19 protein-coding genes are annotated in these 22,942 nt (G+C 45.7%); 9 read left to right on the top strand and 10 right to left on the bottom strand.

The window, feature by feature from the left end; translation table 11 throughout:
- Positions 1–252: 252 nt before the first annotated feature.
- Positions 253–966, bottom strand: a complete 714-nt coding sequence (gene phnF / locus U2F10_RS08585) for a phosphonate metabolism transcriptional regulator PhnF (RefSeq protein WP_163664908.1) — start codon at positions 964–966, stop codon at positions 253–255.
- A 282-nt stretch (positions 967–1,248) separates the two neighbouring features.
- Between phnF and U2F10_RS08580 the strand changes: the two genes are divergently transcribed.
- Positions 1,249–2,073 carry an HAD family hydrolase gene (locus U2F10_RS08580; RefSeq protein WP_499871730.1) on the top strand — a complete coding sequence of 275 codons (825 nt, stop codon included), beginning with the start codon at positions 1,249–1,251 and terminating at the stop codon, positions 2,071–2,073.
- 60 nt (positions 2,074–2,133) lie between these two features.
- Entirely contained in the window at positions 2,134–3,297 is a 1,164-nt protein-coding gene (locus U2F10_RS08575) for a TIGR03364 family FAD-dependent oxidoreductase (protein ID WP_499871729.1), read from the top strand.
- Positions 3,298–3,341: 44 nt separating this feature from the next.
- Here the strand turns inward: U2F10_RS08575 and U2F10_RS08570 are convergent, their stop codons facing one another.
- Both U2F10_RS08570 and U2F10_RS08565 read right to left on the bottom strand, forming a co-directional pair.
- Complete coding sequence (locus tag U2F10_RS08570; RefSeq protein WP_163664913.1) at positions 3,342–3,866, bottom strand: hypothetical protein; 525 nt, start codon at positions 3,864–3,866, stop codon at positions 3,342–3,344.
- Positions 3,867–3,879: 13 nt separating this feature from the next.
- Entirely contained in the window at positions 3,880–5,370 is a 1,491-nt protein-coding gene (locus U2F10_RS08565; RefSeq protein ID WP_499871728.1) for an ammonium transporter, read from the bottom strand.
- A 463-nt stretch (positions 5,371–5,833) separates the two neighbouring features.
- Here U2F10_RS08565 and U2F10_RS08560 point away from each other — a divergent pair, with 463 nt between their 5' ends.
- Complete coding sequence (locus U2F10_RS08560) at positions 5,834–11,578, top strand: AAA family ATPase (protein WP_499871727.1); 5,745 nt, start codon at positions 5,834–5,836, stop codon at positions 11,576–11,578.
- 43 nt (positions 11,579–11,621) lie between these two features.
- Here U2F10_RS08560 and U2F10_RS08555 read toward each other — a convergent pair whose 3' ends face one another.
- Positions 11,622–12,092 carry a hypothetical protein gene (locus U2F10_RS08555; protein ID WP_163664919.1) on the bottom strand — a complete coding sequence of 157 codons (471 nt, stop codon included), beginning with the start codon at positions 12,090–12,092 and terminating at the stop codon, positions 11,622–11,624.
- A 255-nt stretch (positions 12,093–12,347) separates the two neighbouring features.
- Here U2F10_RS08555 and U2F10_RS08550 point away from each other — a divergent pair, with 255 nt between their 5' ends.
- The gene (locus U2F10_RS08550) at positions 12,348–12,602 is read left to right on the top strand and encodes a hypothetical protein (protein ID WP_006513927.1); all 255 of its coding nucleotides are present in this window, start codon (positions 12,348–12,350) and stop codon (positions 12,600–12,602) included.
- 273 nt (positions 12,603–12,875) lie between these two features.
- On the opposite strand, the gene U2F10_RS08545 is transcribed toward U2F10_RS08550, so the two are convergent.
- On the bottom strand, positions 12,876–13,472 hold the full coding sequence (locus U2F10_RS08545) for a LabA-like NYN domain-containing protein (RefSeq protein WP_163664921.1): 597 nt from the start codon (positions 13,470–13,472) through the stop codon (positions 12,876–12,878).
- Between the two features lie 560 nt (positions 13,473–14,032).
- Between U2F10_RS08545 and U2F10_RS08540 the strand changes: the two genes are divergently transcribed.
- The gene (locus tag U2F10_RS08540; RefSeq protein ID WP_163664923.1) at positions 14,033–14,566 is read left to right on the top strand and encodes a pentapeptide repeat-containing protein; all 534 of its coding nucleotides are present in this window, start codon (positions 14,033–14,035) and stop codon (positions 14,564–14,566) included.
- A 263-nt stretch (positions 14,567–14,829) separates the two neighbouring features.
- On the opposite strand, the gene U2F10_RS08535 is transcribed toward U2F10_RS08540, so the two are convergent.
- From U2F10_RS08535 to U2F10_RS08520, 4 genes are all read right to left on the bottom strand, one after another.
- Positions 14,830–15,027: a hypothetical protein gene (locus U2F10_RS08535; protein ID WP_163702664.1), complete on the bottom strand. Its 198-nt coding sequence runs from the start codon at positions 15,025–15,027 to the stop codon at positions 14,830–14,832.
- Between the two features lie 77 nt (positions 15,028–15,104).
- Positions 15,105–16,043 (bottom strand): CHAD domain-containing protein, encoded by a 939-nt coding sequence (locus tag U2F10_RS08530; RefSeq protein WP_499871726.1) that lies wholly within the window; start codon positions 16,041–16,043, stop codon positions 15,105–15,107.
- 125 nt (positions 16,044–16,168) lie between these two features.
- Entirely contained in the window at positions 16,169–16,306 is a 138-nt protein-coding gene (locus U2F10_RS08525; RefSeq protein WP_499871725.1) for a hypothetical protein, read from the bottom strand.
- Between the two features lie 148 nt (positions 16,307–16,454).
- A complete protein-coding gene (locus U2F10_RS08520; RefSeq protein ID WP_163664930.1) occupies positions 16,455–17,267 on the bottom strand; it encodes an acyl-CoA desaturase in 813 nt (270 codons plus the stop codon).
- A 234-nt stretch (positions 17,268–17,501) separates the two neighbouring features.
- On the opposite strand from U2F10_RS08520, the gene U2F10_RS08515 reads away from it, so the two are divergent.
- The 3 genes from U2F10_RS08515 (at position 17,502) to ltaE (ending at position 20,457) form a co-directional block, all read left to right on the top strand.
- Positions 17,502–18,869 (top strand): (Fe-S)-binding protein, encoded by a 1,368-nt coding sequence (locus U2F10_RS08515; RefSeq protein ID WP_499871723.1) that lies wholly within the window; start codon positions 17,502–17,504, stop codon positions 18,867–18,869.
- A gap of 111 nt (positions 18,870–18,980) precedes the next feature.
- A complete protein-coding gene (locus U2F10_RS08510) occupies positions 18,981–19,406 on the top strand; it encodes a thiol-disulfide oxidoreductase DCC family protein (protein WP_163664932.1) in 426 nt (141 codons plus the stop codon).
- A 22-nt stretch (positions 19,407–19,428) separates the two neighbouring features.
- On the top strand, positions 19,429–20,457 hold the full coding sequence (ltaE, locus tag U2F10_RS08505; RefSeq protein ID WP_163664933.1) for a low-specificity L-threonine aldolase: 1,029 nt from the start codon (positions 19,429–19,431) through the stop codon (positions 20,455–20,457).
- A gap of 97 nt (positions 20,458–20,554) precedes the next feature.
- Here ltaE and U2F10_RS08500 read toward each other — a convergent pair whose 3' ends face one another.
- Positions 20,555–21,235 (bottom strand): YHS domain-containing (seleno)protein, encoded by a 681-nt coding sequence (locus U2F10_RS08500; protein WP_499871721.1) that lies wholly within the window; start codon positions 21,233–21,235, stop codon positions 20,555–20,557.
- Between the two features lie 685 nt (positions 21,236–21,920).
- Here U2F10_RS08500 and U2F10_RS08495 point away from each other — a divergent pair.
- Positions 21,921–22,892, top strand: a complete 972-nt coding sequence (locus U2F10_RS08495; protein ID WP_499871719.1) for a phycobilisome rod-core linker polypeptide — start codon at positions 21,921–21,923, stop codon at positions 22,890–22,892.
- Positions 22,893–22,942 lie beyond the last annotated feature (50 nt).

Raw genomic sequence — 22,942 nt, 5'->3', positions numbered from 1 at the left:
TGAATGATATTGAGCTTACTTTGATAAATCGTTAAGGCAGGGTTAAGCTTCCCAAAAATTGGGTTCGATACCTTTTTGACATTGATTGTTAGTTAGCCTTGCTCAACCAGGGGCAAAAGAGGTCTTCAGGAATCAATCAGCAACTTTATACTTATTGGCCCGGAGTACTCAGGCATCACTCAGTAACTCGGCACTATCGGCCTGGAGTATTCAAGAATCAATCACCAGCTCGATACTATCGGCCTGGAGTATTCAAGAATCAATCACCAGCTCGATACTATCGGCCCGGAATCGTGTGATTGTGTACTCAATGGCTGTGCCGTACTGGTTTTCGTTAATGGACTGTACCAGCAGAATCGACTGATTTTTGGCAATTTTTAGGAGTTTGGCATCTTGAGGCTTGACCGGACGAGACGAGATAAACGTGCGACGACGAATGTGGTCAAATCCATAAACGTCATGCATAAGCTTGGAAATTGATGCGAACTCAGACAATTTCTCGGCAATATTAGGGCAGGATGCGATCGCAAAATAACTCGTTGACACATTTAGCGGTTTGTCATCTGCCCACCCCGTTGTTTCGTATTGAACGACAACATCTCCCAGGTCAAGGGCTAAATATTCAGCTACCTTGCCGGTCGCCACGGTTTCAGTGAGCTGAAGTACTTTTTGTCGAGACGAACGGCCCTGGGCCTGGAGTGAGTTGTTATAACGAACACGCTTACCAATGGGATAGTTAATGGGCGCGTCTGCAACAAAGACCCCCAGACCTTTATCTACCCGGAGCAATCCTTCCTCTTTTAGTAGGTCGACAGCCTGACGCACAGTATGTCGATTGACTCCAAAGCGAATGCCTAACTGCTGTTGACTCGGCAACCTATCACCAGTTTGATAAACACCTTGCTGAATATCGTGGCGTAAATCGTTGGCAATTTGCACATAGCGGGGCAGCGCTGATTGAAACATTGTCAACACACAGTGGCCAAAGTGCTTATTCGCTCAATCGTAACAGTATAGCAAGCTAAATACTGAAATTTATAGTAAATGGCTGAATGCATTCAGCCATTTACTGAGCACATAACTGCAGCTAAATAGAGATTTCAGCCATAACTGATGTCATAAACTATGTGCGCCAAAATATAGTTAGCAACCATTATTGTCAATTTTCCCATATGGAGTAAAATCTAGATGTCTAGACAGCTAGATATGTTGTTTTTTGAGTGATCTTTACATTAGGGGGTGTCAAGGATGTCTAGAATCCAGTTAGTTGTATTTGATATGGCTGGTACTACCGTTCAGGATCATAACGAGGTGCAGCGTTGTTTTTTTGAGGCAGCTGATGCAACAGGGTTGAAGGCAGATCCTAAAAAAATCACGGCCATGATGGGCTGGTCCAAACGGTTAGTGTTTGAGACTCTCTGGCAACAACAAATTGGGGGGGATCATCTCCATTATTTACATCGGGTAGAAACCTCATATCAAGCGTTTAAGCACATACTTGAAAACCATTACAGGACTCAGCCAGTCTTACCAACGGCAGGATGTTTGGATGTCTTTGATTGGCTGAAGTCTCAAGATATCCAAGTGGCGCTAAATACAGGTTTCTATCGCCAGGTGACAGATATTATTCTGGAGCGTTTGGGCTGGGATCGTGGTCTTGATAAAAACTATGCAGGGACTACGGATAGTGTTATACAGGTATCCGTAACCCCATCGGAAATTTATGGCAATGAGGGTAGACCAGCTCCCTACATGATTCAAAAAGCTATGTATTTGTTGGGTATTAAGGATCCTCAGGCGGTCGTTGTCGTTGGTGATACGCCATCAGATCTAGAGGCCGGTATCAATGCCCACTGTCGTTGGTCGTTAGGTGTCACTAATGGCACCCATAGCCGTGAACAGTTAGAGCTATATCCAAATCACGGTCTTTTGGATTCGCTATCAGCATTAAAGGACAAAGGCATTGCTGATCCTCAAGATGGCTTTAATTGTGAGACACCGTCCAATAGCAATCGCTCTAGACCGGTGCATCCCCTAAATCAGCAATCGCAAGACAAAATTGCGAAGGTCTAGCTGCATTATCTGACGTTTCTAGAAATAAAATCCATCTCACGAACAGGGAGTATAACGACTATGGCAAATGTAGAACGCAGGGTTGATGTAGCCATTGTAGGCGCTGGGATTGTTGGGCTTGCCCATGGGTTGGCTGCTGCGAAACAAGGTAAACGTGTTGTTGTTTTTGAGCGAAACCTTCAGTGTGTTGGTGCTTCTATCCGCAACTTTGGGATGGTATGGCCGATTGGTCAGCCTGGTGGGACGTTGCTGGATCGGGCGTTGCGATCGCGCAAAATTTGGCTAGAGCTATCAGCAGCAGCTGGGTTTCATGCCAATCCCTGTGGGTCTTTACACCTGGCGTATCGCCCCGATGAACTGGCGGTATTAGAAGAATTTATCGCTGAGCGACAACAATATACCAATACTGTTGCCCTCTTAGCTGCTGATGCAGTTAATCAGAAAAGCCGTGCAGTTAGAACAGAGGGATTACTAGGTGCCCTTTGGAGTGACACTGAAGTAATCGTTGATCCTCGAGAAGCGATTCGTAAATTACCTAATTACTTATCCCGTACCTATGGCGTAGAGTTTCACTTTGGTACTGTTGTCACTGACATTGCATCTCCATATTTATTGGCAGATGGCAAGCGTTGGCAGGCTGAACAAATCTTTGTATGTAGTGGAGCTGATTTTGAAACCCTTTATCCTGAACTTTATCGTGATAGCTCCATTACGAAAGTCAAGCTCCAAATGATGCGTACTACCCCTCAGCCAGATGGCTTTAGTATCGGCGTACCCTTGTGTGGTGGGTTAACACTGACCCATTATGCTGCTTTTGCCAACTGCCCCTCTTTGGCTGCATTAAAAGCTCGCATTGAGCAAGAAACCCCTTATTTTCCTCAGTGGGGCATTCATGTCATGGTTTCACAAAATGCATTGGGAGAATTGATTATTGGCGATTCCCATGAGTATGGCGATAACCCAGATCCTTTTAATCGGGCTCACTTGAACCAATATATTCTGGACTATCTAAAAAGTTTTTTCCAAGCTCCCTCGCTAGACATGGCTGCAACCTGGCATGGCGTTTATGCTAAATTACCGGGCAAAACAGAATTAGTTCTCTGTCCAGAAACTGGAGTTACAATTATTAATGCTTTGAGTGGGGCAGGCATGACCCTCTCTTTTGGATTAGCAGAAGAAGTAGTCGCGGCGATATCAGGAGAAGCCGTGGTTGCAGCGGCATAAAGCATGACTACGTCGCGGCAAGTCATCATTAGTCCACGATGAGACTACAATTTTTCAAGTACTTCTCTAGCAGCAGGACAGTTTTTGCGAGGATCTTGCTGATTTTGAAAAAAGCTTTCTAGTAAAGGCCTAATTTCTTGGGGTTTACCGGACGTGTTACGATTTTGTTCCCAGAGACTAAATAGAAATTGAGCCTCTTTAAAATACTCTGATCCACTTCCTTCTGGAATTTTACAGAGTCGAATAAAGGAGGTGCTAAATTTACCCTCTGTTGCTTTAATAATCGCCGTGTCATAAAGGGCACCATCCAATTTATTCTGACAAAAGTTAGTCCATTTCTCCTCGATCTGCGTCTTAAGTCTTAACAATTCTTCCACAATTATCTCATTGCTCTCAAAATCATCTTGACAATAATTTTCTGTAATTACAGGCAACTCGCTTATGACAGGTTGAGACGAAGTTTTAAACATAAAATAGGCAACAACACCAAGTGCCGATATCATGAAAGCGGCTGTTGACCACGTCATTGAGGAGCCAGAAGCATCCCTTTTTATATCTTGTTTACGCATGATTAAGGTCTACTCACATAATTATGGTGGCATCACTTCCCGCTTTTTCATCTTCCAGCGTTACCCTTAATCCTCTTCTAGCCGCTGTGAAAATACCCACATTATTACTAGTATTTTGAATGTAGCCGCTTTCATTTAAATTTAACGCGTAAAGAGATAACCCTATCAGCACCCAGGCTATTAAACTCAATAGGAAAGTAACGACCACTACACAGCTACACCCCAAAGCTTGGTAAAGAAATTGCTGAGTAACAGGATAAACACTACTAAACTCACGGGAGAAACTTTGTGCAAAAATCCCCACTGCTATCGTCCCCCAGATACCACAGAAGAGATGAACAGGCACAGCACTGACTGGATCATCAATGCGTAACAGTTTTTTTTCAAGTAAGCCCTCACCAATCAGCACCAGGATGCCGCCGACGGCTCCAATAATGCATGCGCCTAAAACATCTACATAAGCAGACGAAGCTGTAATACTGACTAATCCTCCTAGCAAGCCATTTATAATAGATGAGAGTTTTACTTTATAGCCCGTTACCAGAGGACTATAAAATAGAATGGCTAAACCTCCAGCAGTGGCAGAAAACATCGTTGTGGTAATGACATGGGGAACATAGTCTAAAAAGCGTGTTGAACCACCATTAAAGCCAAACCAACCAAGCCACAAAATTAAACACCCTAACGTAGTAAACCCTGTATTGCAGGGCTCAAATTTTTCAGTATCTCTCTCAAAAAGGAAGGTTTCTTGCTCTGCATCATATCCAAACCGTCCATCCCTTGGCCCTAGGACCCAAGCACCGACTAATGCAGCTGTTCCTCCAACTGCATGAATTACGGTTGCACCAGCGAAATCATGGAAGTTAAGCACATTTGCGATCCAACCACTTTCTCCCCATACCCAGTAACCCACTAGCGGATAAATAAAACCAACAAGAATAAAACTAAAGAGGATAAAGCCCCAAAATTTAATTCTTTCTGCAACGGCCCCAGACACAATCGTTGCTACAGTGCCAGCAAAAGATAATTGGAAAAAGAAAATTGCTGCAAACGACCTGTTTTCCCAAAAGCTTCTGACATATTCAAAACCTTGTGGAAAAGGATTTAAATTTTCCTTGGATGGAAAGATGAAATCCACAAAAAAACCAACTTGTCCAAAGAGAGAATTTTCACTATCGCCAAACATAAAGCGAAAGCCAAACAGGAAAAATGCACTTGCTGCCACACAAAATACGATTAAATTCTTAGCTAGAACATTAGTCGAGTTTTCAGTTCGACAAATTCCTGCTTCAAGCATGGCAAACCCAGCATTCATGAAGAAGACGAGTAACGCTGCAATCACCATCCAAGCAGTGTTGACCGCAGAGAAAAGCTCTATGTTCGTTGGAATTTGACTAGTAGATTCTTGGGCAAATGATTGAGTCGATATAACTAGTAAGAACGTAACTGTTAATAAACTAGTGAACAACCAGTGTTTTGATAATCGACTCACTAAAAGATTCATATTTCTAGAGAACAAGAATTTCAATTAACCTTCTGCATAAATGAAAGGTATAAATTTAAGCTGGGCAATTTTGATATCTATTTCGATGTGATCGCTTGTTAGGGGGTCTATTTATACCTTGAAGATTGCACCCACAATCGCTTTCATGACCAAGATGCATTTATCCCCATCGAGAAATTCTATACATCTAGACATTAAGTATCAGAGTATCTAGTTGATATCTAATATGTCATTGACAGAAGAGGCCATTATCTATGCAAAATTGGCCAAGTTCAATCCGTGTTTTGGGCAGGAACTTGGTCAGAGTATTATTCGTCACTAGCCTGGAAGCTCTGATTGAAGGGCAATTGGTCAAAGGATACTTTTTCGCTTGTGGCCAGCTACGAATGATTTCGAAAATTGCCCTGAAACGATACAAACGTTAGGCAAACATATAAGTGCATTCAACGTTAATGTTTATTAGATGACTCGTAAGCTACATCAAACGATCGTAGACACCTCTATTCGGATACCTGGCTACGAAATTATTGAAAACCTCTACAGTAGCAAACGAACTCTGATCTATCGGGCCATACGTCAGGCTGATCAGCAAATAGTCATCCTAAAGTTATTTCATAATTCGGAGCCTAACCTTAAAGAACTTGTCCGGTTTCGTAATCAATACTTAGTCACTCGGCAGCTGCAACATCCAGGAATTCATCAGATCGAAGCCTTGCTGCCCTATCAAAATGGCCTAGCTTTGGTTATGCTTGCTGACGATCGCTGTTCTCTTAAAGATTATCTAGAGAATAATGTTCAAGCTGGCTTGCCCCTGGCTGAGGTGTTAACTATTGGCATTCAGATGGCCGAGGTGCTCCATTATTTGGGAGAAAAGCGCATTATTCACAAGGATATTAAACCGGCTAATATTCTGATTCATCCAGATACCTTACAGATTCAACTCATTGACTTTGGATTGGCATCGTTGCTGCCCAAGGAAGTTCAAGAGCTGTGTGCCCCCAAGCACTTAGAAGGGACATTGGCCTACATGGCTCCAGAGCAAACGGGGCGCATGAATCGTGGGATTGATTATCGTGTGGATTTCTATAGTTTGGGGGTGACGCTGTATCAGTTGCTAACAGGGCAGCAACCTTTTTGGGCCTCTGACTCCTTAGGGTTGATTTATTGTCATTTGGCTCAGCCACCTACTCCACCGGTTGAGATTCTGGGTGTCGACTCCGGTCAACCCATTGATATTCAAAGGATACCGACGGTTGTCTCTGACATTGTGCTCAAGTTAATGGCCAAAAATGCAGAGGATCGTTATCAGAGTGGCCTGGGGTTGAAGTATGACTTGGAGCAGTGTCTATGTCAGTGGCAAGAGACCGGCACGATTACTGACTTTGAGCTGGGACAACGAGATAGGTGCGATCGCATCTTACCGCCCCAGCATCTCTATGGACGCGACACAGAGGCAAAAAAACTGCTAGATGCATTTGACCGAATCATAGCGGGGAGTGTAGAACTAATATTAGTCGCTGGTTTTTCTGGCATTGGTAAAACAGCCGTTATTAGTGAAATCCATAAACCCATTACTCGCCAGAGAGGCTATTTTATCCAAGGCAAATTCGACCAATTTAACCATAGTCTGCCATTCTCCGCCTTTGTCCAAGCCTTTCGCAACTTAATGGGCCAGTTATTGGGAGAATCAGATACGGCTCTGGCTGCATGGAAAACAAAAATCCTGGAAGTCGTTGGAGAAAATGGGCAGGTTTTAATCGACGTCATCCCTGAGTTAGAGTATGTTATTGGCCCCCAATCTAGGGTTTCTCAACTGTCTGGCAGCGCGTCTCAAAACCGCTTTAATTTACTTTTCAGCAAATTTGTTGGTATCTTTACCACCCAAGATCATCCTCTAGTCATTTTTCTAGATGATTTACAGTGGGTGGACTCAGCCTCCTTAAGGCTACTGGAGCTATTGCTCACTCAGTCAGACGCAGATTGTTTATTGATTTTGGGTGCCTACCGAGATAATGAGGTGTTTCCAGAACACCCTCTAATGTTGACACTGGAACAACTTCAAAAGCAACAGGCCAGCCTCAGGACATTAACACTGGCACCCTTAAAAGCCAAAGATGTTACCCACTTAGTTGCAGATACGTTACGGTGTCCTGCAAACACCGTAACTCAGTTATCACAAAGGCTCTATCCCATTACCCAGGGGAATCCATTTTTTACCCTTCAATTTTTGCAAGGTCTCTATGAGGAAGGCTGCATACAGTTTGATGCAGCAACGGGTAGCTGGCAATATGACCTGACACACATGCAACAGGTTGAGTTAGCCGATGATGTGGTGGACTTTATGGTGAAGCGTCTGCAGAAATTACCCGCTGCAACCCAGGAAACTTTAAAGTTGGCAGCTTGTATTGGCAATCGCTTTGATCTTGAAACATTGGCTATTATTTGCGAGATCCGTCAGGGGAAGGTGGCGGCAAATTTATGGAAGAGTTTACGAGCAGGGCTGATCATCCCAGAAACTGAAATCTATAAGTTTTTCCAAAGAGCTGATAAAGGTGTTGCCAGCCTTAAAGATATTACAGTTGACTACCACTTTCTACACGATCGGGTTCAACAAGCCGCCTATGCTCTGATTCCGCAAACTGATAAACAAGCAATTCATCTTAAGATTGGACAGCTACTTTTAAAGAAAATGTCTCCCAGTGATCAAGAGGAGACCATTTTTACGATCGTTGGCCAGCTTAATATGGGTCGTGATCTTTTGACCACGCAAGCAGACCGCACACAGTTGGCTCAGCTAAACTTACAGGCAGGCCGTAAAGCTAAAGCATCCACAGCCTATAGTGCTGCCCTTGGCTATTTGACCATTGCCCGCCAACTGTGTGCTCCAGATAGTTGGCAACATGACTATCAAGCTACTTTGGAGACTTTTATTGAGGCATTAGAGTTAGAGTACTTGAATACCAACTTTGATGTGGTAGAACCCCTTGCTGACGAAATTCTTCTTAAAACACAAAATTTGCTTGATCGCATCAAAGTCTATGAAATAAAAATTCGAGTGTGGATTGGCTATGGAGATCAACATCGGGCATTAGAGATCGGTCTGGATGTTCTCAAGCTTTTAAATATCCCTCTTCGTCACCATAAGCCTGATTCTGTTGCTAATGTTGCAGGGCTGATTGATGTCCCAGCCATGAACGATCCATACAAATTGTCTGCCATGACTATTATGGCCCACATCATTACACCTGCGTGGGCCGTCAGCCCTGATGATTTTAAGAGAATCACCTTTACTATGGTGGATCTGTCCCTACAACATGGAAACTGTGCGGCTTCTGCCTTTGGCTATGTCTGGTATGGCACTCTGCTATGTGAAACCCTAGGCAATATTAGCGAAGGCTATGAATTTGGCCGATTATCCGTTGATTTACTCAATCACTTTGATGCCCGTGAATTAGAGTCTAAAGTATTAGTTTTATATGCCAGCTGTGTGATTCTTTGGAAGGAACATATTGAGAAATCTCTTCCTGTCCACCTTAAAGGATTACAGCGGGGGTTAGAAACAGGAGATTTAGAGTTTGCCAGTTATGGTGCTGCTGAATATGGTCAGTACCTGTTTTTAACTGGCGCACCTCTGACACAGGTACGCGATGAGGTTGAGCAAAAAATCTCGATTATTCATAAGCTCAAGCAAAACTTTCATATTGACTACTTAGCACCCTGGCTCCAGGGAATCCTTAATTTATTGGGGAACAGTGAAACCACGACCACATTAGATGGCCCCACTTATAATGAGGAGCAACGTCTCCCCATACTAATTGAGCAAAAACAATTAACTACAGTATTCGTTGCTTATTTTGTTAAAAGCTTTTTAAGTTATCTGTTTGAAGACTTTGACCAGGCTGTTGAAAATGGACAGCGGGCACGAGACCACAGTGGTGGGGTGGCTGGAACATTTTTTATTCCAGTCGAAATGTTTTATTCTTCACTAGCACGGATTGCTCGTTTGGAAAACCTTGAATCTTCTAAACAACAGTCTGAACGTCAGAATATTAGTGAGTGCCTTGAAAAATTAAAACGCTGGGCCATCCATGCCCCCGAAAATTATCAACATAAGTGCGATCTGATAGAAGCAGAGCTAGCAAAGCATGATCGCCAATTATTAGTAGCAATGGAGCAATATGATCGTGCCATTGGCAACGCGAAAAAGAACAAATACCTTCAGGAAGAGGCATTAGCTAACGAACTAGCGGCAAAATTTTATATTGATTGGGGTAAAGAAAAAGTTGCAGTAGGCTATATACAAGAAGCCTATACCTGCTACAGACGCTGGGGAGCTACGGCCAAAACAGATAAGTTAGAGCAGCGCTACCCCAAGTTATTGGGACCAATTCTTCAAAACCATTCAACGGAGATTGTTTCTATCGTTTTCCCTGCCACACACAACAACTCGACCAAGGGTACTGATCAATCATCCGGTGATTGGGAACTCAACTCTGTGGACTTTATTCCAATTATGCAATCAGCCCAGGCTCTGGCTCAGCATACCGACATCAATGAACTGATTCGACAACTGATCCAAATTGCCTTAGTTAGCTCAGGTGCTCAAACCTGCATGATTGCCTACTTCAACACCCATGAGCAATGGATTGTTCAAGGCAGCCATATCCCTCACAACAGAACAGATAGTGCTGAACAATCTTCTACGACCTTAATAACTCCCATGGAGTATCCTAACCATCTAATCCATTGGACTAAAAATACTAAAACTGTGGTGGCTATAGACAGCCAAAGTCCTCTGGCCGTCGTCGATCACTATCTACTTGACCATCGACCTCAGAGTGCTTTTTGTGCTCCTATCCTGAAAGGTGAAACGGTTCTTGGTGTCCTTTATCTTGAACATCGCCATGTTGCCAATATTTTCACCAAACGAGATCAGCTTATTCTGTCGTTTTTATGTGCCCAATCTGCCATTGCCTTTGAAAACACGCATCTCCGTCAAGTTACCCAAACGTTACGAACCGAGCAGACGTATTTCACCACACTCTTGGCCAATATTCCCCATATGGCATGGCTTCAGGATCTCAGCGGCCATATTTTAGCGGCTAATCCAGCTTTTGTCCAAACCTTTGGTCAAGGTACTTTACCAGGTATGGTCGGCCAACATTACACCGATTGGCTGCCAAAATCACTAACAGAAAAGTTCCAAGCGGATGCCCTAGAAGTGACCGTGACTGGTCAACCAAAAGTGACTGAAATCGAGATTATATTGATTAATAGTCCTCCCCGTTGGTACGAAGTCATCAAAAATCCAATCCGTGATACAGAAGGTCAAATAACTGGCATGGTTGGTATCTGGATTGATATTCAAACGCGCAAACAAAACGAGATTGCACGTCAAGCCATGGAGCACCATTACCAAACTCTCTCTACTCAAATGCCCGGTGTGGTCTTCCAGTTATGTCAAGAAACAGATGGTGTTCTCAGTTTTCTCTATATCAGCATCACCTGCTATGAGCTATGCCAGCTGTCAGCCACTGCCATCATGACCAATGCAAATTGCCTACTGGGCATGATTCACGACGATGATATTGCCGGAGTCAAAGCAGCCATTAACCAATCTGCTGAGACATTAACTCCCCTATTATGGATGGGGCGCTTTGTTTTACCCTCAGGGGAAGTCAAATGGATAAGACTAGCTGCTCGTCCTGAATCTAACAGACAAGGAGCAACTATCTGGGATGGGGTACTGCTAGAAAGCGATGTCCCTATACAACCTGCCACTCAAAATACTCCCATCTCAATCAATCACCGAACGGCTGCCCTGACCAAAACCAAAATGTGGAAGTTTGCCCAGGCGCAATTAACCGAACCTTTAGGCACACCAGAGTACTCTAATTCTTTCTTAGAGCAGGTCAAAGCAACCTTGGTTGAACTATTGCCCATGGGGCAATGCTCAGCAGTGAGCGTCGCTAAGAAATTAGAAGTTAGTCCGCGTACTCTACGGCGGCGTTTACAAGATAAAGGAACAACCTTTAAGACCATCGTATCCCAAATACGGATGGCCCTTGCCAAACATTATCTACGTCAGTCTGATCTAACCTGCAAGCATATTGCTACCTTGATTGGATACGATAATCCGAGTTCCTTCACTCGAGCTTTTCACACAGCAACTGGCACAACTCCTGAGGAATTTCGTGAAACTCAGTAGGAAAGATAGGTAAATCGATTTTTAGTATCGACAGACACTAAGACTATTGTTCTTTCCGAACAATCAGCCAGGGCATCACCGCAAACAAGCAAAGCATGATGTAGTAAACCGTACCAGCTATGGGGTCACGAGTAGCAATATACTCACCCATGGAAAGTCCCCGTAGCCCCAGAACCAGGCCCCATTCTGCACCCAGCAAACAAGCCAGTGCCACTAAGCCCATGCTGAGCCTGGACCATAGCACCGGCGGCACCGCTAGTTGCTTCACAACCCAGTAGGCAGCTATAACAACGGCCATTAACATCAGAGGCATTTCCAACAGTTCAGCCAGTCTGACCCCAAATTGAGGCTCTATCCATACCACTCGAATGAACCCCAACAGAAAACCTATTCCAAAAACAGTCACAAAGTAGATTAATCCGGCCTTTACACTTAGCCATAGCGTCGTTAGTCGATGAAAAGACTTTTCTTCATTGTTGTAACTGTTTAGATTTTGATCGGTGGAGCTTTGCATTACCTCTAACTCCCTAAATTAGCCTACATCGCTACTTTAGGGAAAAAGCATGGGGAACCTGTGAGGCAAACAGGAGATGCCTTCACAAGTGTCTCAGAATTAAATGCTTAAATAATAGCAACTTTCTCCCCAGCGGCTTCATTTTTAGGTGTCATGGTTTGGGCTTCCGTAATGGGGTGTTTCCTTCCAGATAAAGAAAGCCATACTTAACGCTAGGGTAAGAGCCTGAGGAAATTATGAAGGGAGAAGATCCTAATGCTCACATTTCACACAATTCTAGAACCTGAAGAACATTGGGATGATCTATTGGAGAAAGAAGTGATCTATTTCGGTAATGAGGCAGCTCCAGTTGAAATTGTGGCGATGTCAAAGGGCATGGCCTCGGGACGAACCAGCATCAGCATGCGGCTAGATCTACCCGATGGTCGCGTGATAATTATGGAGACGGCTCTGTATGAGTTAGATAGAGCGGTGAAAACCATCCAAAAGCATTTTGGCGAATGCGTCTAAAGGAGACTGCCCAAACATAAAGACCCAGGTTTAGGCTGTAGATGGGTGGGGAACGGGGTGATTCCAAAATATCATCTATAATTCAGCCACCCATATAGCTGATTAAGGCTAAATCAAGGGTGGCTGAATGTAAATTTCTGGCATTGCTGATCTTTAGAAGGGGGTTGGCGATGAGGGGCCGTTACATAGCAATGACGCTAGACTGGTTCATCCTCTAAATCAGCAATCACTATAGTCTTAAGATATCTGAGCACCCCTGCACAGGCAAATTCATTATACTCTAGCTGTCAGTGGCCGATAAACATAGTGATCTTCGTTAGCCTTAGTAATTCTTTTGTGAACAGCTTTTTGAATGTCAGTTTTTATGGTGGAGAGATCTAGATAAGCATCGGCGACATTGATCAAATAATCACTCATCATAGATTTAAGACCAACCACCTCGACCCGTACCCCTTGTCTACTAACAGCATCAACGGCATAAGCCAAGTGGCCGTTACCGCTGACCAAAACAGCGGTGTCATAGTAAGGAGCCAGGGTGAACATATCAACCACCATTTCCACCTCTAAATTAATTTTCTTAGAGCCATCAGGCATTGGCACTAACTCTTTGGTAACGACTCGATAACCATTACGCCGCATCCATAGCAAAAAGCCCTGTTGTTTTTCGTTATTGCTATCCACACCTGTGTAGAAAAAGGCCCTTAGAAGTTTTGAATCCAAAGTTAGCGTTGCTAACAATTGGGTGTAGTCCAGCTCAATATCTAGCTGTAAGGCCGCATAAAACAGGTGCGAGCCATCAATAAAGATGGCAGTGCGACCACGATCCTGATGGGGCAGCAGGCTAGATAAACTGTTTTGATGAATCGTCATAATTAGGACCTACTAAATTCTACAGAGGGGTGGGAATAAGCACAGATCGTCAAGCTTTGAAGGTGCGATCTGCCTATGGCTCCATGGGCTTGAATTCAATGTTGCCGCTATGTTCAAGTGTGATGTAAACAGTTGTTGGGAACGGGTTACCATTCTCGTTATATTTCATAAGCTTTCTTTTTATAGTGCTGACGGATAAGCAACCTGATGCATCACACAGATGGCTATACTTCACACACTAATTTCTAAAAATGAAAAAGTTCTGAAATGCTACAGGTATTGCTTGCCCATAGATCAGCGTGGGGCATTGCAATCCATTAACAACCTGTGTCGCTTTTTATAAAGTACGCCAAGATAGGGATACCGTTAGGAACAGTGTTGGCGAACGGCGAATCATTAATCGCACATTAATCGCACATTTGTGTGACGATCCATCACAACAAACCACAGATCGTATCAATTCTCTGTCGTAGGTATTCCGCCAATAGCGCCAAACTGTTTCATGTCAGTTAGAGAGCCCCACCTCTTTACCTTGGACAACCCCCTATAGGAGACACACCATGATTAATATTCAACAACTCCGCCACGAATATAACCAAGGCTACCGCGATTTCTCCGGTGTTAGCCTGCATAATGCCAACCTCAGCCAAACGCACTTCAGCGGCGTAGACTTTAGCCAATGCGATCTCAGCGGCGCAGACCTTAGCAATGCAGACCTTAGCCGCAGTGACCTCAACAGCGCCAACCTCACCGATGCCGATGTCACTAAGGCCGACCTCAGCGGTAGCAAGCTCATGGGCGCTAACTTTATCGGGGCCGATCTGTCAGGCACGAGTCTTGTCGGAGCCGACCTGAGCCAGGCCGACCTCAGAATGGCCAACTTAGAAGGAGCCGATTTGAGAGGTGCTAATCTTACCGCCGCCATTGTCAGTGGCGCTAACTTCTGTAATGCCAACTTAACCGCTGCCTGCTTAGACGAAACTGGCTTAGAGGAAGTAGATCATGACGGTGCTAACCTTTGCCATCTCAGAACCCCTGTAATGAATGGCGCAGACACCACAGCTCATCGCTGGGTTACCTGGGGCGCACATTAAAAAATAGTCTAAGTGTTTCTCCGTAGGGGCGCGCTGCTGTGCGCCCTTTTAGGCTGTTTACCAATAATCAATTATCTGTTTCCTGGGTCTCCTGAGAATGGCCACAAAAAAAGAACGCAAAGAAATACGTCCCTCCAGAGATATTCGTTTTCTTATGCAAATCTCTTACCCAATCAAAAAGAGATATCTGTTCTATTTGAAGATATAGCCAATATCAACAAGAAAATTTCAGACAGTTACCACTATTTTGCCTCAGGCGTACATCAGTGTGCCCCCACAACCTCAGCATCCGATACGACTAGCGGCCTAAACAACATATTACTCAACACAGCATGCACTTCATCGGCACCACAGCTATCCGCTTCCGGCATTTCCTGACGGCAGTCAGGACAATACAAATACACCTCACCATGACGAATATGTCGTAACAGCGAACTATTGCAACAAATACAGTAACTCATAGTCACCTCCAACCTGTAGTGCTGTTACATTAATAGGCTACAAAGTTGAAGATTTTATGAGGGCGGGTAGAATCTGGCTACACCAAGAACAGCTGATGTAAAGCATCACGCTGGGTTGCAGACACATAAGGCTGCCGTAGTTCTAACCACTGCTGCCATAGCTGATGATGTTGCTTCTGAAAACACCGATGTAAGCTAGGCAATTTTTTCGCCCACTTAGAACCGAGCATGGTTACCAAAAATGATTGCACAACTAATTCATCTTGCAATTCACCCAGCACATCCTGCATCTGTCTGAAGGTGTTTACCTGGGTTCTATAGTCTTCGCCATAAAACTCTCTAAATAATGCCATCTGATAACGCACACCTTTAATGTGTTTGCGCAGATCATGGACCTGTTCAAGCTTAGTTGTGTCAGTTGCATCCACCACTAACCAGCCAGGATGCAACAATAGCTGACAGATCATCGGCAACTGAACGTCTGGCAAAGCGACTGTCAAAGGCAATCTCGATACGGACTGATATTGCGGCTGTTTCAGCCATTTTTTGATGACCTTGAACAGTTGTTTATAGGCCTTACTCCGCAGTAGCTTGTCAGTTTGAACCCGACATTGCTTACGTTGCTTTTTCAGCGTTCGGTTTAAGGTGCGTAGCACTTTTATTTCCGATTTTTTCAACTTAGTCTGGCTACTGTACTTTTTAAGCCAACCTTGCAATATATCCAGGTCTCGCATGCGCCCCAAAGCTTTGCCCAGCCGCTTCAGGGCACGATCACTAACTGCATCGGGTAAAACCAAGGCAAAGTCAAAGGCTGCTCGCACCGTCCGCAGACGACGCAAGCCTACACGCATTTGATGCACAAATTCAGGATCGCGATGATGGGCCAGCACACCCTTTTCGTGCTGGAGAATATGATCAACATATTTTTTGATGGCCTGGTGAGCATAGTCACCAACACATTCGGTTTTTTCTTTTACCGGTAACTGGGCAATAGCTGACACAAGTTGGGGTTTCATGCGATGCGCCCCTGATTTCATAGAGCCAATTTCAGCCTATCGTATCGCCTTTAGTCTGTGGTTTTTCCTTAGAATTTCTCCACCTGATTAGGAATAGGTAACAACCGATCAAGCAGGCTCTCTAGCTATATTTTCAGAATTATCTTGAGCCCCAGCCGATAGCTCAAATTAATGGCCATCGCTGGGTTGCTAATTTCATACACCGCTGTCAGGCTTACTTTTAGCCCCACTCCATCGGTTGTCAGCACTGCCTGCTCCGGCACACTCAGATACTGATCCGTAGTAAGGGGGCAGTGGGCAACCCTCAGCTAGTCATACTAGCCGGAGGAGCTTAACGGTCCCTTAACGGGCATTATGGTCCCCCAGATTGCCCCTGTGATATATCAAAAGTAAGCCCCTACAGAAATTCCATTAATTGGCTGTTTTCACCTTTTGAGCCAGACCAACCGCCTGCAGCAATCGGATTACTTGCCATACGGGATCAATTTCCCACCAGCTTTTCTGAAAACAAGCAGAAGACTGACAGGCGTGATGATTGTTGTGCCAGCCTTCACCATAGGTGAGTATGGCCACCCACCAACAGTTGGTAGACATGTCATCGGTGTCAGTGGAACGGTAGCCAAACTTATGACAGGCGCTGTTCACAAAGCAAGTGCCATGGAAGCTAACGAGCAGTCTGACAAATATGCCCCAGACAAGAAATGGCATGCCACCCATTAGATATAGCAGCAGTCCCAGAGCCACCTGTAGTGTGATGTAGTGGTTATGGCAAAACTGATAGAATTTATCGTCACGGATATCTTGAGTCATGCGAGGTAGCAAGGATTGGGTAGGCACCGTATGCATTAGCCAGTTGATATGGCTCCACCAAAATCCCTTACTAGCACTGTGGGGATCGAGTGCTTGATCAGTGTGCTTGTGATGCAGTCGATGATACCCCACCCAGCCATATACGCCCCCCTGAAAGGCGAGGGTACCCAGCAAAATGAACAGGTGTTCTAACCACAGAGGTACTCGCAAACTGCGATGGCTAGCCATTCGGTGAAAGCCGAGGGAAATGCCGAGACCTTGAGTCAATGCATGTAAAAAAATAGCGATGCCAATGGCTCGCCAACTAAAATTGCTTGGCAGCAGCGCCAGGAGAGCGAGTAAGTGAAGAATGACCGTTGAAACAACCACCGTCCAACGTAACCGTGGGGTGGGTAGAGCTGCTGTAGTAACCAAGGATTATTACCTAAATAAGTAAGACTGATTGAGGGGTTCTTCCCCTATGGCAGACTAACATATTCGTCTTGTATCGCTTCATTTCCAGGCCATTACCACCTTAGGTACAGACCACTCGTGTGGAGTATATTTATTTGCCTCATTAGCTTATTCAATCGACAAAAGGTGTTTTAGAGCCATGACATCATAACGAAAACGATAAGCTAGTTAGAGTATTGCCTCTTGCTCCTTTGAATGCAGACTTCGGAACCATCTACGGCGGCCTCTCTTAAGCTTAATACTGGCCTGGACTCTAACACGGTTGGGTTTGATGCCCATGAGCCCCCTGACCAATCTTTAATTGATGCCTGTGTCCACTGTGGATTTTGCCTGACGACATGCCCTAGCTATCGGGTTATTGGTAAAGAGACTGATTCACCTCGGGGTCGTATTTATTTGATGGATGCCATCAACAAGGGAGAGGCCCCTCTGTCTGCGGCATCGGCCAGTCATTTTGATTCTTGTTTGGGGTGTTTAGCCTGTACGACTTCCTGTCCGTCTGGAGTGCAATATGACCGGTTGATTGACTCGGTGCGATCGCAAGTCAATCGTAACCATCAGCGCCCTCTCCCCATCAACCTGATCCGACAGTTAATTTTCTCCCTATTTCCCTACCCCGACCGCATTCGTCTGCTGTTGGGCCCCCTTGCCCTATATCAATGGCTAGGGGTATCGAAAGTCATCCGCAGCACCGGCCTATTAGAGCGTTTTTCACCGCAGCTGGCGGCGATGGAATCAAACTTGCCTGCGGTCACTCCCAAGTGCTTCCAAGACAATCTGCCAGAAACCGTACCTGCCCAAGGCAAAAAACGCTACCGAGTTGGCATGGTGCTGGGCTGTGTTCAACGCGTCTTTTTCTCTGACGTCAATGAGGCGACGGCCCGCGTACTGAGCGCTAACGGCTGTGAAGTGGTGATTCCCAGAAGCCAGGGCTGCTGCTCCGCTCTGCCCGCTCACCAGGGAGAAACTGACCAGGCCCAGGCCCTTGCCCGTCAGATGATCGACAGCTTCGCCGACACCGCCGTAGACTACGTCATTATCAATGCCGCTGGCTGTGGTCACACCTTAAAAGACTACGGTCATATTCTTAAAGACGACCCCGACTATTGCGACAAAGCGGTCGCTTTTAGCGACAATGTTCGCGATATCCAGGAGTTTCTTGCCGAGGTAGGGTTAACCGCCAAACTCTCTGCCGTGACGGATACCCCCCTCAAGCTGGTCTATCAAGATGCCTGTCATTTACGCCATGGCCAGGGCATCACCCAGCCGCCTCGCCAGTTGCTTAAACAAATTCCTAACGTCAGTGTTGCTGACCCCATTGATGCAGAACTTTGCTGCGGTAGCGCTGGTGTTTACAACATGCTGCAGCCGGAAGTTGCCAATGAATTGGGCCAGATGAAGGTGACTAATTTGGTTAATACAGGAGCGGCCCTGATCGCTTCGTCGAATCCAGGCTGTGCCCTTCAGATTCAAAAGCATCTTGAGCTCCAGGGAAAAACGCTGCCGCTGATGCACCCAATTGAATTACTGGATAAGGCCATTAGTGGCGAAAAACTAGATTGAAGGGCAAGTGCGATCGCGATGCTGGAGGGTGAGGATATCCCATCACCCAGCCACCAGCAATAATCAGAAAATCCCTTTAGACTACCAAAGGAAACAAACGCATCTGCACCCATGGCCGACTGGAAAATTAAGCTGCTCTATGACGGTGACTGTCCTTTGTGTCTGCGCGAAGTAAATTTTCTCCGAAAAAAGGACAATGGTCGTGGCCTAGTAGTCTTTACAGATATTGCTGCGGACGATTATGATCCTGCTGCAAACGGGGGTGTTTCCTTTGAAATAGCGATGGCTCGCATTCATGCGGTCCTACCCGATGGCAGTGTGATTCAAAATGTTGAGGTGTTTCGTCGAGTCTATACCACACTGGGTATCGGCTGGATGTATGCCCCTACCCAGTGGCCTGTGCTGGGGCCTTTAATAGACAAAATTTACGACATTTGGGCGGACTGGCGTTTAAAACTCACAGGTCGCCCAGATTTAGCCACTATAATTGCCCAACGCAACCAGCGGTGCCAGCCTGAGGAAACCTGTCGGTTGTAATCGGTCAGAAGCAACCAAGCCCATGCCCATTGATCTGAGAAGCGACACCATTACACAACCGACCCGTGGTATGCGGGAAGCCATTGCCACCGCTGAAGTTGGGGACGATGTCCTGGGAGATGATCCCACTGTTCGGCAGCTAGAGCGATTTGTGGCGGGTCTTTTGGGCAAGGAAGCGGCGGTCTTTATGCCCTCTGGCACCATGACCAACCAGATTGCGCTGCGCACCCATACGGAACCGGGCGATGAGGTGATCTTAGAATCCCAGGCGCACATTTACTATTACGAAGGTGGGGGTCCCGCTGCCCTATCCGGTGTGATGTGTCGCCTGATCAACGGAGATCGTGGCGTTTTCACGGCGGCAGATGTGGAAACGGTTTTGCGTCCCGCCGATGTTCATTTTCCAAAGACTAAATTAGTCTGTCTAGAGAATACCCATAACCGAGGTGGGGGCAAGATTTATCCCCTGTCCGAGATAGATGCGATCGCGCAGGTCTGCAAACAGCACGGTCTCAAGCTTCACCTTGATGGTGCCCGACTGTGGAATGCCTGCATTGCCACCAACACCCCTGAGGAGCAATACGTTAAAGCCTTTGATTCCGTCAGCGTATGTTTTTCCAAAGGTCTCGGTGCGCCCATCGGCTCTGCCCTGGCTGGGTCCCATGACTTTATTAAGCGAGCCCGACGCTTCCGCAAAATGTTTGGCGGTGGTATGCGACAGGCAGGCATGATGGCGGCAGGGGCCATCTATGCCCTTAAGCACCATCGCGCCCATCTAAAAGAAGATCATCTTAACGCCCAAACCTTAGCCAAAGGTCTGGCAGAAATTCCAGAAATTATCATTGACCCTACAGCCGTGGAAACCAACATTGTTGTTTTTCACACAAAAATGTTACGCGCCCAGGTGCTGGTAGATCGTCTTAAGCTAAAAGGCGTTTATGTTTTACCGGTGGGGCCAAAGTCTATTCGGGCCGTGACTAATTTAATGGTAACAGAGGAGCAGATTTTACAGGTTCCAGATCTGGTGGACCTTTCCCTCAATGAAAGTTAAAAGAAAACGAAAGTTAAAAGAAAACTCTCTCTATCGGGAAAGGGTATCCTGATATAACAACTGCTTTAGGGGTGTCAAGGACAAAAAGAATCCAAACCTAGAAATAGACGGCTCCAACAGTGTCGTAGTAAACAACATTGGCAGTCTCTAAAATGCTGGGCCACTTAGAATCTGCTTTAGAAATGTTGCCAGGAATATCTCCTTTCCACTGCGTTTGAACATCCAGACTGTAGTTGAGATAGAGTTTACCATCAACAATATCCCAAGCCTCAGGTACTGTTGAAGCCAGATTTCCTTCACTCAAAGCCTTTGCACAGTAGCCACCATACTGGGGGGCATAGGCTTCGGGGTTACTAGCAAACAGTTCTTTATTAGCCGCACTAGAGAAACGCCAGGTAGCACCGTTCCACTCATACGCATAGTCGCCGCTGCCTTCAACCGGCGCACCAACCGTAAAATAAGCCACTGGGTCATACCCTCGAATAGCAAGATTATCCTCTGCCTGAGGATCGGAGAAAACGGTTGGGATCGCAGCAGCTACAGAGGCTGCACAAGGATCAGCCGCACAAGGATTTGCAGCGCCAGCGCAAGGGGCCGCCGCGCAAGGGGTCGCCGCACAAGGATTTGCAGCGCCAGCGCAAGGGGTCGCCGCACAAGGATTAACAACGCCAGCAGCGCAAGGATTGGCCTGGGCAGGGATGAACTGAGTTGGAGCCACGACAGCTGTAAAACTAACAATCGAAGCGGCAATCAGAGTAGAAAAATACTTAATTTTCATGGACCTGATACTTCCTAAAGGCTAGAGGGTATTACGTTGGCAGCACCAGGGATATATTGGCATCAACTCCATGCTTGAACCTGAGATTGCGCTGAACTAACCATGAGCTTTAGTCCGTTATTCAATGAGCCCTTCTCATATAATGAGCCCTTCTCATATAATGAGCCCTCATGCTGATTGGCCCATCACTGTTGCCATGCCGTCACATCGTATCCAAACTGCTCACCTGTTAGCCTGTGCAGCAGATCAGTCACTACCACAGGCTCCCCTCAAACCTAGGCAATACCCATGTGATTTTACGTTTTGTTACGTTTTTTAATTTTCTAAAGTAGCGAACCAGCTATTTGAATGCCCATCCAAAGGATCAAATCAGAGAGTATCTCAGCTGATATAACTTGGGACTAATTCAACCAAGCCCTTACTCTTCAATGATTTTGAAGGATAGAAAAGTAAGTCATATCCACCCTGGCAGTCAGCATTTGCTGCATTCAACGTTCATTGACGAGGCACCAGTCACGCTGATAGGATTGGCCCTGTAATCTACGTCCCCTGTAGGTTTTCAGCGAGTTTTTAGCTCCTTACTTTGTGGGAGAATAAAAATTTAATTTACGTCCTTAATGAGACTAAACAGAGTCCGTTAAGTGTGTGAGGTTGTCAAATTTGTTTTTTCTAAAGGGCTTAGGAAATGCTTAAAGGGTTATCTGGCGTCTTAGAACAATCTAAGAACCTCAAGCTGCCAGTACTGAATGGAAAAAAACCAACTGAAGCCAAGCAGGCGAGTGAGCCTAAAGCTGTAGCCACACCAGCCCCTGTCACATCACCTACGCCTAAGGCCGTCGCTGCTCCGAAACCTGTAGCCAGTAAGGAGGTAGACGGTCGAATTCAAATTTGGACAGCCCCAGAAGATAAGGCTAAAACTTTACCGACAAAATATCGCGACGCCATTGCTGGCAGTGTTGTCGCTGAATACACTGGCGATGCCCTATCCCAAGGGAATGCCGATTTGGTGATTGCTGCGGCTTACAAACAGGTTTTTGGTAATGCCCATCTAATGGAGTCTGAGCGTTGCACCATTGCTGAATCAAAAGTGCGCAGCGGCGAAATTAGCGTGCTTGAGTTTATTCGGGCACTGGCTAAGTCTGATCACTATAGAGCATTGTTCTGGGAAAAGCATCCCAATGTGACTGCCATTGAATTGAATTTCAAGCATCTGCTGGGCCGTGCCCCTAAGAACTATGCGGAAATTTCCGAGCATATTCAAATCATTGCAGAGGGTGGTTTCGACGCTGAAATTGATGCTTATTTAGATAGTGATGAGTATTTCCAAACGTTTGGAGATATGTATGTGCCCTATCCCAGGGGCTATAACACTCAGACTGGTGTTAACGGATTAGGCTACACTCGCTCATTTTCCCTATTTGGTGCTGCTTGTGGGAGCGATAAGTCTAGGTTTGGTGGCGATAACCCTGGCTTGAAGCCCAATTTACTGTCTGAGGGGCCTGGTGAGATTCCTGACATCAGGGCGATTCCTGATTCCTATTCAGCGGAGTTGGTTAAAACGTCCATACCCCGCGTACCTAAGGAGCTATATAGCATTGCTCGGGAACTGCTAGGAGAAATGCGCGCTAGAAAAGGTCTTGCACCTCTTAATTACTAAGTGTCATAGCTTGGTTAAGCTTGTCCCTTCTTTGTGCTTCTCCCTAACAT

Origin of the sequence: Leptothoe sp. EHU-05/26/07-4 (assembly GCF_043421015.1) — a bacterium.
GTDB classification, from domain to species: Bacteria; Cyanobacteriota; Cyanobacteriia; order Phormidesmidales; family Phormidesmidaceae; genus Leptothoe; species Leptothoe turfae.
Note: the sequence above shows the minus strand (reverse complement) of the source record. Positions and strands in the feature narration are given on the sequence as shown.